Source organism: Streptomyces sp. NPDC048197 (genome assembly GCF_043202395.1).
Taxonomy (GTDB): Bacteria; Actinomycetota; Actinomycetes; order Streptomycetales; family Streptomycetaceae; genus Streptomyces; species Streptomyces siderophoricus.
Map to the genome: position 1 here is coordinate 202,285 of NZ_JBIDAJ010000006.1, position 12,135 is coordinate 214,419.

Below are 12,135 nucleotides of genomic sequence, written 5' to 3' on the forward strand. Positions count from 1 at the left end.
GCCATAGTTCCGGGCACGGGGGTGCGCGCTCCCACCATGAGGGGCCGCACGGCCCCGCGGCAGCGCCGGAGCCGGCACCTCATGTGACGGCCCGGCGGCAGACCTGCCGGGAACCGCCTTCCGGGCCGGGGCGGTCGGCTCCGAAGGTGACCACCTCGATGGTGCCCGGGCCCGGTTTTTGCTTGGCTGCGAAACGATCACCGGTTACGCTCCCCCGGCGCACATGCGGCGCGAATCAGCAGATGGGGGACGTGCGGGAAGTGGGGGAAGTGGGGGACATGGACGGGGAATTCGACAGATCCACGGCCGGAGCCAAGGCCGGGCCCGAGAAGGGGATGAATGCCGGGGCGCAGGTGGTCGCGGCGGTGGTGCTGGTCGGGGGCCTCGCGGGGGGCATGTGGGTCATGGCGACGGCTTCGGGGCAGGAGGTCGAGGAGAGCAAGCCGGCTGTTTGCTCGCCCGCGCACGACGACGCCCGGCCGCCGAAGCATGCTGGCTCGAAGCACGGTGCGTCGCAGCACGTTTCGGGGGCGCAGCTGTGCACGGCGCTGAACCGTGCGGACCTGCCGGAGCTCCTCGGAACGCCGGCGGAGCGTGCGGAGACCGCTGACGGCAGCGAGAGCACGACCAAGCTCGCCGGCGGCACAAAGTTCGTCACCCCCGAGGCGAAGGTGACGCTGAAGACCTACTCCGTGCAGCTCTCGGCGTCCTCCGACGACCTCTCGGTCGCCAGGACGGCCGACCTGCTGGGCAATGCCGCGGAGAAGCGGACGGTTCTGGGGCGTCCCGCGGTCCTCTCCTCGGACCGGACCATCGCCATCCGCTTCAACTTCGAGGGTGGCAAGCCAGGCAAGGCCGACACCGCGCCCGGCGGTATCGCCCGCCGCCTGCAGGTCGCCCGGAACGCCAAGGACGGCGGCGGCTCCTTCGACATCGTCGTCTGGCGGGAGGACGAGGGGATGCCCGATGACGCGGCCTTGCTCCGCGTCGCCGAGAAGGTGCTGCCGACGGTTCCGGGCTGGGACGCCGGCTGACGATGCCGTGGGCCGGCTTCCGGGATGCGGGGGGAGCGGCGGCGGCCGACCCTGGGACCAGGGCCCCGCGCCGGACGAGGAGGAGCTCACGTGCCGGATCGTGCGCAGCAAGGCGCGACGTCGCCGCCCGGGGCCCGGCACCGCATGTCCGAGGCGGCCTTCCGCTCCCTGTACCGCCGGCTGCGTGAGCAGGCGCTGGACGGCCCGGATCCCGGGCGCGGAGCACTGGGCCACCTGACCCCCGAGCGGGTGGTGGCCGCCGCCACCGAGGTGCGGGCCGGCCGCACCGTATCGCTGGCCGCCCCGATCGGGACCACGCCGGTGCCGGACGACCCGCAGCCCGCCACCCACCGGATGACCGCACCGGCGCCCGGCGAGGCCGACGCCCCCGGACTGCACTTCGCCCTCGACCGGTTCGCCATGAACGTGCACGGGGACGCGGACAGCCACCTCGACGCGCTGTGCCATGTGATGTTCGACGGCGAGCTCTACGGCGGGGTTCCGGCGAGCAGCGTGACGCCGGACGGGGCCGGCGCGCTCACCGCGGACCTGGTGCGCGACGGCATCGTCGGCCGCGGGGTGCTGCTGGACGTCCCGCGCCTGCGCCGGGTGCCGTGGCTGGAGCCCGGCGACCACGTGACCGCCGACGACCTCACCGCGGCCGAGGCGGCCCAGGGCGTCACGGTCGGGCCGGGCGATGTGCTGTTCGTGCGCGTCGGGCACCGCCGCCGGCGCCGCAGCCTCGGCGCCTGGAACGCCGCGCAGCAGCGGGCCGGCCTGCACCCGGCTGCGCTGCCCTTCCTCGCCGAGCGGCGGGTGGCCGCCCTGGGGTCGGACGGCAACAACGACACGGCACCCAGCGCGGTCGCCGAGGTCCCGTTCCCGGTGCACGTGCTGGCCGTGAACGCCCTGGGGCTGCATCTCATGGACTACCTGAACTTCGAGGAGCTGGTACCGGTGTGCGCGCAGCTGCGCCGCTGGCACTTCCTGTGCGTGGTCGCCCCGCTGCGGCTCCCGGCTGCCACCGGCTCCCCGGTGAACCCGATCGCCGTCCTGTGACCGGCCCGGACGGCGCGGCCCCTTCCAGGTGCCGCGCCGTCCCGGGGCGTATACGTTCGAAGGAGCGCCAGAAGGCTACCGGCAGGTCCCGGCAGCGGCCGGCGACCGCAACGGCAAGGACGGTGGTCGCTGTGGGCGACACCTCCCACTACGACGTCATCATCATCGGCACCGGCGCCGGCGGTGGCACCCTCGCCCACCGGCTCGCCCCCTCCGGCAAGCGGGTGCTCCTCCTCGAACGCGGCGGCTGGCTGCCGCGCGAACGCGACAACTGGGACTCCACCGCCGTCTTCGTCAAGGCGAAGTACCGGGCCCCGGAGTTCTGGCTCGACCGGCACGGCAACGAGTTCCCGCCCGAGGTCAACTACTACGTCGGCGGCAACACCAAGTTCTACGGCGCGGCGCTGTTCCGGCTGCGCCCGGAGGACTTCGGCGAGCTGCGCCACCACGACGGTGTCTCTCCCGCCTGGCCGCTCCGCTACGAGGACCTGGAGCCGTACTACACCCAGGCGGAACACCTCTACCTGGTGCACGGCCGGCACGGCGAGGACCCCTGGGAAGGGCCGTGCAGCGGACCGTACGCCTACCCGCCGGTGGAACACGAGCCGCGCATCCAGCAGTTGAGCGACGATCTGGAGAAGCGCGGACTGCACCCCTTCCACCTGCCCATCGGGGTCGACCTCACCCAGGACGGGAACGGGCGGGCGGCCCACTCCAGCGTCTGCATCCGCTGCAACCGGGTGGACGGCTTCCCGTGCCTGGTCCGCGCCAAGTCCGACGCCCAGGTCATCTGTGTGGAGCCGGCACTACGGCACCCCGGCGTCGAGCTGGTCACCCACGCCCGGGTGACCAGGCTCGAAACCGATCCGGCCGGACGCAGCGTCACCACCGTCGTCGCCGAGCTCCCGGACGCGGAGCAGGCCCGGTTCTCGGCCGACATCGTGGTCGTGGCCTGCGGGGCGGTCAACTCCGCGGCGCTTCTGCTGGCTTCGGCCGACGACCACCATCCCCACGGGCTGGCCAACAGCTCCGACGTGGTCGGCCGCCACTACATGCGGCACAACAACCTCGCGCTGATGGCGATTTCGAAGGAGCCCAACGACACCCAGTTCCAGAAGACCCTCGCCCTGCACGACTGGTACCTGGGCGCGGACGACTGGGACTACCCGCTCGGCGGGATCCAGATGCTCGGCAAGTCGGACGCCGAGCAGATCCACGGCGAGGCGCCGCGCTGGGCCGGCGCGGTCACCCCGGACATGCCCTTCGAGGTCCTGGCCCACCACGCCGTCGACTTCTGGCTGTGCGGGGAGGACCTGCCGCAGCCGGACAACCGGGTCACCCTGGACGCCGACGGCCGCATCCACCTCGCCCTCGACGAGACCAACAACATCGCCGGCCTGACCCGTCTGCGGCACAAGCTCCAGCACATGCTCGGCCACCTCGGCATGCACGAGCACCATCTGCTGTCCCACAGCATCTACCTGCACAAGGGCATGCCGATCGGCGCCACCGCCCACCAGGCGGGCACCGTACGGTTCGGCGACGACCCGGCGTCCTCGGCCCTCGACCTCAACTGCAAGGCCCACGACCTGGACAACCTCTACGTCGTCGACACCAGCTTCTTCCCGAGCATCGGCGCGGTCAATCCGTCCCTGACGGCCATCGCGAATGCCCTGCGGGTGGGCGACCACCTCCTCGCCCGGCTCGGCTGACCGGCCCGCGGCGACGCACCACCGATCGGGCGAAGATCGTCAGCCGGGCAGCGCAAAGCGGACCGCTCCGCCGCACCGTCACCCCTCCCCGGTGGTTGTGTGACGCCTGCACCTCCGGGCCATGCGCCCGGATGGTCCCGGGCCATGCAGTGGAGGAGTAGGGCATCGTGAGTTCCCCCGAGGGCGCACCCCAGGACGTGATCCCCGCGGCTCTGCTGAAGGGCCAGAAGGCGCTGGTCACCGGCGCGAATTCGGGCATCGGCCGGGCCACCGCCGTCGCCCTGGGCCGGGCCGGCGCCGACGTCGTCGTGAACTACGTGGCCGGCCGCGACGAAGCCGAGAAGGTGGTCGAGGAGATCGCGTCCTTCGGAGTGCGGGCGGCGGCCTACGAGGCGGACGTCTCCGACGAGGGGCAGGTCGTCGCCATGACGGACCGGATGGTCAAGGAGTTCGGCACCGTCGACATCCTCGTGGCCAACGCCGGACTGCAGCGTGACGCGTCGTTCACCGACATGTCCCTCGCCCAGTGGCAGAAGGTCCTGGACGTCAACCTCACCGGGCAGTTCCTCTGTGCCCGCGAGGCGACCAAGGAGTTCCTGCGGCGCGGGGTCGTCCCCGAGGTGTCGCGTGCGGCGGGCAAGATCATCTGCATGAGCTCGGTGCACCAGATCATCCCGTGGGCCGGCCACGTCAACTACGCCGCCTCCAAGGGCGGTGTGCAGATGATGATGGAGACGCTGGCGCAGGAACTCGCCCCGAAGAAGATCCGCGTCAACGCGATCGCCCCCGGAGCCATCAAGACCCCCATCAACCGCGATGCCTGGGACACCCCCGAGGCCCAGCAGGACCTCCTGAAACTGATCCCCTACGACCGCGTCGGCGCCCCCGAGGACATCGCCTACGCGGCCGTCGCGCTCGCCTCCGACCTCCTGGACTACGTCGTGGGCGCCACCCTCTACGTGGACGGCGGGATGACCCTCTTCCCCGGGTTCGCCACCGGCGGCTGACCGACCCCACCCACGTCGGTCCCGAGGAGACTCCATGCACACCACGCTCGCGCTGCTGGCGGACGCGCCCGCGCAGCTGCTCCCGGCCAGATCGATGATGGCCTTCACCCTCGCCACGCACATCATCCTGGTGCCGCTGGGGGTGGCGCTGCCGCTGATCACGCTCATCATGCACGGCTACGGACTGCGCCGGAACGACCCGACCGCCCTGCTGCTGGCCCGGCGCTGGTCGGCGGTCATGGCGGTCCAGTTCGCGATCGGCGTCGTCACCGGCACCGTGCTGTCCTTCGAGTTCGGGCTGCTGTGGCCGGGCATGATGGGCCGTTGGGGCGATGTCTTCGGTCTCGGCTTCGGGGTGGAGGCGTGGGGTTTCTTCCTGGAGGCGGTCCTCATCGCCGTCTACCTCTACGGCTGGCGGAGACTGCCCTCCCGCGCCCACTTCCTGCTCGCGGTGCCGCTGCCCTTCGCGGCCCTGCTGGGCGCCTTCGGGATCCTGGCCGCCAACTCGTGGATGAACACCCCCCGCGGCTTCGGCCTCGACCCCGCGGGCAACCCGGTGGACGTCGACGTCCGCAAGGCGATCTTCACGCCCATGTTCGGCCCGGAGTACTGGCACTTCGTCGTGGCGATGTTCGTCACGGCGGGCTACGTCACGGCGGGCGTCTACGCCGTGGGCTGGCTGCGGGGCCGCCGCGACCGGTACCACCGGCTCGGCTTCACGATCCCCTTCACGCTCGCCGCGGTGTTCACCCCCGTGCAGTTCTTCCTGGGCGACTCCATCGCCCGGCAGGTCTTCCACAAGCAGCCGGTGAAATTCGCCGCGATGGAGATCGTCTGGAGGACCGACACCCACGTGCCGGAGTACCTCTTCGGCCGGCTGCATCCCGACGGGACCATCTCCGGCGGCCTCAAGATCCCCCAACTCGACTCCATCCTGGCCGGCTTCCGGCCGGACACCAAGGTCACCGGGCTGACCACGGTCCCGGCCGGCGACCGGCCGACGGCCACTCAGGCCACCCTCGTCCACTGGACCTTCGACATCATGGTCGGGATCGGCTCCCTGCTGCTCCTGCTCGCGCTCTGGTACGGCGCCCTGTGGCTGTGGCGCCGCCGGCTGCCGGCCTCCCCGTGGTTCTTCCGCGGCGCGGCGTGCGCGGGCGTGGCCTCCGTCGTCGCCGTGGAGTGCGGCTGGATCACCACCGAAGTGGGCCGCCAGCCGTGGATCGTCTACCAGAACATGCGGGTCGCGGAGGCGGTCACGGCGACCCGCTCCACCAGCCTGTGGATCATGTTCGCCCTGGTCGTCGTGGTGTACGTCTTCGTGTTCGGGTCGTTGCTGCTGATCCTTTTGAAGATGCGCTCCCGCTGGCGGCTCGCCGACGGCACGGGCGGGCCGCAACCACCCACGGAGACACCGGAGACGGACACACCGTACGGGCCGCGGTCCCTCGGGAGCCGGCCGTGATCGCCGGGGTCATCGCCGTCGTCCTGCTGCTGGGCGTCGTCGCCTACGCCTGCGCCGGGGGCACCGACTACGGCGCCGGATTCTGGGACCTGACCGCGGGCGGAGCGGCGCGGGGCGAGCGCCCCCGCAGGCTGATCGACCACGCCATGGAGCCCGTCTGGGAGGTCAACAACGTCTGGCTGATCTTCGTGCTGGTCATCATGTGGACTGGCTTCCCGGTCCTCTTCGCGCGGGTGTTCCTGGCGATGTGGCTGCCCCTGGCGCTGGCCGCGGTGGGCATCGTCCTGCGCGGTGCCGGCTTCGCCCTGCGCAAGCCCGCCAGGCGGCTGGCCGGCCGGCGCCTGTACGGGGCGGTCTTCGCCGTCTCCTCGCTGCTGACGCCGTTCTTCCTGGGCGCCGCCGCCGGGGGTGTGGCCTCGGGCCGGGTGACTGCGGGCGCGACGGCGTCGGCGGACGCCTGGGCCAATCCCACCTCCGTCCTGTTCGGGCTGCTCGCCGTGGCGACCACGGCCCTGCTCGGAGCGGTGTTCCTCGCCGCGGACGCCCGGCGCTTCGCCGCGCCGGACCTCGACCGGTACTTCCGGCGCCGGGCGCTGGGTGCCCTGGCCGTCGTCGCCGTGCTCGCCGTCCTCACCCTGTTCGTCACCCACGGGGACGCGCCGTACGTCTGGCACGGGCTCACCCACGGGGTGGGGCTCGTCTTCGTCGTCCTCGCGGCGCTGGCCACCTGCGCCACCGTCTGGCTGCTGATCCGGCCCTCCGGGGCCTGGTCACGCATCGCGGCGGTCGGTCTGGTCGCCTCCGCCGTGCTCGCCTGGGGGATGGCGCAGCGCCCGTACCTGATCCCGACCTCGCTCACCGTGGCCGAGGGGGCCGGCGCGCACACCACGCTCCGCTGGCTGGGCCTCGTCACCCTCGTCGCCGTCGTCCTGATCATCCCGGCGGTGGCCCTGCTGTACTGGCTGGACACCCACGGTGAGCTGGAGGGTCTCACCGATGCCGACCTGCGGCGCACCGGTGCCGGCGACGAGGGCTGACCTCGCGCGCCGAACGGCGGCGGCCCGATGAGCAGGGACCAGATCCTGCTGGGCGTCGGACTGACCGTGGCCCTCGCCGTCGGTTGCCAGATCCTCGCCGGCCGGCTGCGGATCCCGGCCCTGATCCTGCTGCTGCCGGCCGGGTTCGCCGCCGGAGCGCTCACCGACACCGTCCGTCCCGACACACTCCTGGGGCCGGCCTTCTCGCCCCTGGTGTCGCTGTCGGTGGCGCTCATCCTCTACGACGCCGGCCTGGGACTGGACCTGCGCCACCTCAAGGGCGCGACGCGGACCGTCGTCGTGCGCCTCATCGTGCTGGGCGTGCTGCTCACCGCGGGCAGCGTCATGGCCCTGGGACCGGCCCTGTACGGCGTGCCGTTCGCCGTCGCCTGCATGATCGGCGTGATCCTCGTGGTGTCCGGTCCGACCGTCGTCGCTCCGCTGCTCGAACACGTCAGGCCGTCGGACAAGGTACGGCGGGTCCTGCTGTGGGAAGGGTCCCTGGTGGATCCCGTCGGCGGCATCCTCGGCGCCGTCGTCTTCCACTCCGTCATCTCCGGCGGCTTCCGGACCGGACACGGGTTCCGGGCCGCGGACTTCGTCGCCGGTATCGCCCTGGGGACCGCGGCCGGGGTGGCCGGTGCCGCACTGCTGTGGTTCACCCTCCGGCGGCTCGGGCTCGGCGAGACGCTCGGCACCCTCGCCCAGCTGGCCACCGTCGTCGCGGTGGCCGCGGGCTGCGACATGGTCTACGACGACACCGGGCTGATCGCCGCGGTCGTCACCGGGCTGATCGTGGCGAACCTCCCCGGCTTCGACATGCCCGCCCGGCGGCCGTTCTTCGAGACGCTCGTCCAGCTCATCATCGGCCTGCTGTTCGTCTCCATCTCGGCGACGGTGACGCCGGAGTCCCTCGTCCCCGTGCTGCTGCCCACCCTCGCGCTCGTCGCCGTGCTCGTCCTGGTGGTCAGGCCCCTGGTCGCCCTGCTGTCCACGGCGGGGACCGAACTCACCGCCCCGGAACGCGCCTTCACCGGCTGGATGGCCCCGCGCGGCATCGTCGCCGCGTCCACCGCCACGACGTTCTCCGCTTCGCTGATCGCCGCGGGACTGCCCGGCGCCGACAAGATCCTCCCGGTGACCTTCCTGGTGATCGTCGGAACGGTGGTGCTCTACGGCCTGACCGCCAGGCCGGTGGCCACCGGCCTGGCCGTCGTCCGCCCCGCACGGGCCCGTCCGCTCCTGGTGGGCGGCGATCCCTGGGTGATCGACCTCGCCCGGTCGCTGCGCACCGCCGGACTCGACGTGCTGATGTGGGCCGGCCTCGCCCACGAGCGGGACCGGATCGCGGAAGCCGGGATCGAGCTGGCGGCCGGGGAGCTGATGGCCGCGGCCACCGATCCGCAGGCCCGGCTGGAGGGGGTCACCGCGGCCTTCCTGCTGACCGGCGACGACGACTTCAACGCCCTCGCCTCGATCGTGATGCGGGACAGCGTCGACGGCCCAGTCCACCGCATCGGCCCGCCACCGGGCGGCCGCGGCGTCGTCGCCCCCTATACGGCCGGGGACACCCTCTTCGGCGGCGGGCTGCTCCGCCACGCCCTGGTGGCCCGGTACGAACAGGGCGCCCGCTTCCACGTACAGACCGCCTCGGACCCGCCCCCGCCGGGGTACGCGACCCTGTTCGTCGTCCGGCGCGACGGCCGGCTGGACCCGGTCACCACGGCCGTGCCGGTCACCGCGGAGGAGGGCGACACGCTGATCCTCCTGGGACCGGCGTCCGCGCCGGGGGCGGAACCGGCCGGCTGAACCGGTCCGGCTACCGCCGGTCGAGCGCCGCGTTCAGGGTGAGGGCCGCGTCGATAAGGGCGAGGTGGGTGAACGCCTGGGGGAAATTGCCCAGTTGACGACCCGTCAGGTCGATCTCCTCGGAGTACAGGCCCAGGTGGTTGGCGTACCCCAGCATCTTCTCGAACACCAGCCGCGCCCGGTTCAGGCGTCCCGCGCGGGCCAGCGCGTCGACGTACATGAACGTGCACAGCGAGAAGGTGCCCTCGGAGCCGCGCAGGCCGTCGGGGGAGGCCCCGGGGTCGTAGCGGTAGACCAGGCTGTCGCTGACCAGCTCCTGGTCCATGGCGTCCAGGGTCGATGCCCACATCGGATCCTCGGGGGTGAGGAACCCGACGGTCGCCATGCGCAGCAGCGAGGAGTCCAGGACGTCACCGCCGTAGTGCTGGACGAAGGCCTGCCGTTCCTCGCTCCACCCCTTGGCCATGACCTGCTCGTAGACGGCGTCCCGCTCGGCGCGCCAGCGTTCGGACGCCGACGGCCACCCCTTCGACTCGGCGAGTCGTAGCGCGCGGTCGAACGCCACCCACGACATGACCCGGCCGTAGGTGAAGTCCTGGCGACCGCCGCGGGTCTCCCAGATGCCCTCCTCCGCCTGGTCCCAGTGGTCGGCGAGCCAGTCCAGGTCCGCCCGCATCGAGGTCCATCCCCCGTGCCCGACCTGGAAGCCGTGCCGGTGCGCGAAATAGATGCTGTCCAGCGCCTCGCCGTAGATGTCCAGTTGGAGCTGCGTCGCGGCGCCGTTGCCGATCCGTACCGGTGCGGAGCCCGCATAGCCCTCCCAGTGGTCGAGGATCTGCTCGTCCAGGTCGGAGGAGCCGTCGACCTTGTACATGATGTTGAGGGGGCCCGTGTTTCCACCGCTGCCGGCCCGCTCCTTGACCCGGTCGCTCAGCCAGAGGATGAACGCCCGGGCCTCGTCCGTGAAGCCCAGTCCCAGCAGGGCGTACACGGAGAAGGAGGCGTCCCGGATCCAGGTGAAGCGGTAGTCCCAGTTGCGTTCGCCGCCCAGTTGTTCCGGGAGGGCCGCCGTCGGGGCGGCCACCACGGCGCCGCTGGGGGCGAAGGTCATGAGCTTCAGGGTGATCGCGGAACGCTCCACCACCTCCCGCCAGCGTCCGGCGTAGCGCGACTGCGTCAGCCAGGAGCGCCAGAACGCCACGGTCTCGTCGAAGAGGCGTTGGTGTGCGTCGAGGCGGACCTCCACCGGCGGCCCCTCGCCGCCCATCTCCAGAATCAGCCCCCGCTGCTGCCCGGCCTGCAGGGTCAGCGAGAGGTGCAGGTCGGCATCCCGGCCCGTGAGAACGTCCACGAGCCGCTCGTCCTCCGGTTCGCGGATCGGGTGCACGGTGAGTTCCGTGCCGTCCTCCGCGACGAAGACCGCTCCGTGCTCGGTGATGCGCAACTGGTGGGACGTACGCCCGTAGTTGAAGCGCGGCGCGATCTCGACCTCGAAGGACATGCTGCCGCGCACGCAGCGGACCATGCGCACCAGCCGGTGGTCGGCCGTGACCGTCGTCCCGGTCACGGGCATGAAGTCGAGCACCTCACCGGCGCCCGCCTCGGTCATGAAGCGGGTCACCAGGATCGCCGTGTCGGGCAGGTACAACTGCTTGGTCGAGTGGGTCCGATGCGCCGGCCGGACCGTGCAGTGCCCGCCCTTCTCCTTGTCCAGCAGCGCCCCGAACACACTCGGCGAGTCGAACCGTGGGGAGCAGAACCAGTCGACCACGCCCTCGGTGGTCACCAGCGCCGCGGTCTGCAGATCGCCGATGAGACCGTGGTTCTCGATCAGTGGGTAGTCGTTCATCGGGGCGCCCCTTTCGGCGTGCGAGCCACCCGAATGCCGCCCTCCGCCCAGGGTAAGGCGGGGTCCGGATCCCGGCGCGCCGAGCCCGGGGTGCCGGTCGCGGGCGGCCGGCCCCTACTGCCGGGGCTTCTTCGTGGCACGCCGGCCCGCGCGGCGCCACAGGCGTCGCTGCAGACGGAGGGTGAGGACGCCGACCACGACCAGCACGACGACGTTGAGCAGCAGCTGGAGCAGCGAACCCCATGCCTCGTGCCAGTCGGCGAAGGCCAGCGAGACGGCGATGTCCGAGGCGGCCGGGATCGTGGTCACGGAGATGAAGACGCCGAGCAGGGCACTGCCGCGCGCCTCGGTGAGCGAGACGATGCCGACCACGCCGGCGAGGAAGGCGACGACGAGGGAGAAGAAGTCCGGGGTGTCGATGAGGTGGGAAACGGGCCGCAGGCCCAGGTCGAAGGCCTCGGACTGCAGGTGCGCGGCCCGCGACAGCGCGGCGAAGCCCAGGGTGACCACGATGGCCAGCAGGAAGCCGGCGGTCAGCGCACGGAACCCGTCCCGGACCCGGCGCCGGTTGCCCCGGTCGAGGCCGAGGGCGATGCTGGTGATCGCGTTGTACTCGGGGCCGACCACCATGGCCGCCACGATCAGGATCTGCGAGTTCGACATGATGCCGACCGCGCTGATCAGGCCGGCGATCACCAGGAACAGGTAGAAGGACGGCAGATAGGTGCCCTCCGACCGGATGTGCGCCTCGACCGTGGCCCACAATGGCGCGTGGACCAGGGCGCTCGGCTGGTCGGCCTCGACCTGCTCGGCGCGGTGCGAGAACATCATCTCCACGCCGTCGACGGCGATCGATCCGGCCCGGTCGACGCCCAGCGCGCGCAGCTCACCCAGGACGTCGTTCGCGGCGCCCTTCATCACATCGCATTCGAGCGCGTCGCCCTCCGGGAGGTGCGCCGACCTCACGACCATGAGGTTGAGCACGCGGTCGTCCGCGCTGAGCAGGTCGACGGCCGGCGGGGTGAGTGCGGGCGGCATGACCATACGCAAGTGGATCAAGTCCATCCGGACCTCCGGCGGCAGTCGGACACCGGCACATGTCCACTATCGCCCGCCGCTCCGTCACCCGCCGCACGGGCAGAACCCCCGCCCGGGCGGGGAGG

The 12,135-nt window shown here is 71.9% G+C and carries 9 protein-coding genes; 7 read left to right on the forward strand and 2 right to left on the reverse strand.

What is annotated here, in order from left to right; genetic code table 11:
• Window positions 1–146 precede the first annotated feature (146 nt).
• From ACGF4C_RS11305 to ACGF4C_RS11335, 7 genes are all read left to right on the forward strand, one after another.
• Entirely contained in the window at window positions 147–1,034 is an 888-nt protein-coding gene (locus ACGF4C_RS11305) for a DUF6215 domain-containing protein (protein ID WP_393565274.1), read from the forward strand.
• A 144-nt stretch (window positions 1,035–1,178) separates the two neighbouring features.
• Window positions 1,179–2,093, forward strand: coding sequence for a cyclase family protein (locus ACGF4C_RS11310; protein WP_393565474.1), 915 nt, complete (start codon window positions 1,179–1,181; stop codon window positions 2,091–2,093).
• Between the two features lie 131 nt (window positions 2,094–2,224).
• Window positions 2,225–3,805, forward strand: a complete 1,581-nt coding sequence (locus ACGF4C_RS11315) for a GMC oxidoreductase (protein WP_393565275.1) — start codon at window positions 2,225–2,227, stop codon at window positions 3,803–3,805.
• Window positions 3,806–3,972: 167 nt separating this feature from the next.
• Window positions 3,973–4,812 carry an SDR family oxidoreductase gene (locus ACGF4C_RS11320; RefSeq protein ID WP_393565277.1) on the forward strand — a complete coding sequence of 280 codons (840 nt, stop codon included), beginning with the start codon at window positions 3,973–3,975 and terminating at the stop codon, window positions 4,810–4,812.
• Between the two features lie 34 nt (window positions 4,813–4,846).
• A complete protein-coding gene (locus tag ACGF4C_RS11325; protein WP_393565279.1) occupies window positions 4,847–6,277 on the forward strand; it encodes a cytochrome ubiquinol oxidase subunit I in 1,431 nt (476 codons plus the stop codon).
• Complete coding sequence (locus ACGF4C_RS11330; protein WP_393565281.1) at window positions 6,274–7,314, forward strand: cytochrome d ubiquinol oxidase subunit II; 1,041 nt, start codon at window positions 6,274–6,276, stop codon at window positions 7,312–7,314. The genes ACGF4C_RS11325 and ACGF4C_RS11330 overlap by 4 nt, the downstream gene beginning before the upstream one ends.
• Window positions 7,315–7,341: 27 nt before the next feature.
• A complete protein-coding gene (locus tag ACGF4C_RS11335) occupies window positions 7,342–9,123 on the forward strand; it encodes a cation:proton antiporter (RefSeq protein ID WP_393565283.1) in 1,782 nt (593 codons plus the stop codon).
• Window positions 9,124–9,133: 10 nt separating this feature from the next.
• On the opposite strand, the gene ACGF4C_RS11340 is transcribed toward ACGF4C_RS11335, so the two are convergent.
• Window positions 9,134–10,972: a glycoside hydrolase family 15 protein gene (locus ACGF4C_RS11340; RefSeq protein WP_393565285.1), complete on the reverse strand. Its 1,839-nt coding sequence runs from the start codon at window positions 10,970–10,972 to the stop codon at window positions 9,134–9,136.
• 114 nt (window positions 10,973–11,086) lie between these two features.
• Window positions 11,087–12,037, reverse strand: coding sequence for a DUF389 domain-containing protein (locus ACGF4C_RS11345; protein ID WP_393565286.1), 951 nt, complete (start codon window positions 12,035–12,037; stop codon window positions 11,087–11,089).
• Window positions 12,038–12,135 lie beyond the last annotated feature (98 nt).

Excerpts from the sequence above, each read along its gene's own strand:
- ACGF4C_RS11325 (WP_393565279.1), top strand. The coding sequence starts at position 4,847 with ATGCACACCACGCTCGCGCTGCTGGCGGACGCGCCCGCGCAGCTGCTC.
- ACGF4C_RS11335 (WP_393565283.1), top strand. The coding sequence starts at position 7,342 with ATGAGCAGGGACCAGATCCTGCTGGGCGTCGGACTGACCGTGGCCCTC.
- ACGF4C_RS11345 (WP_393565286.1), bottom strand. The coding sequence starts at position 12,037 with ATGGACTTGATCCACTTGCGTATGGTCATGCCGCCCGCACTCACCCCG.
- ACGF4C_RS11340 (WP_393565285.1), bottom strand. The coding sequence starts at position 10,972 with ATGAACGACTACCCACTGATCGAGAACCACGGTCTCATCGGCGATCTG.
- ACGF4C_RS11310 (WP_393565474.1), top strand. The coding sequence starts at position 1,179 with ATGTCCGAGGCGGCCTTCCGCTCCCTGTACCGCCGGCTGCGTGAGCAG.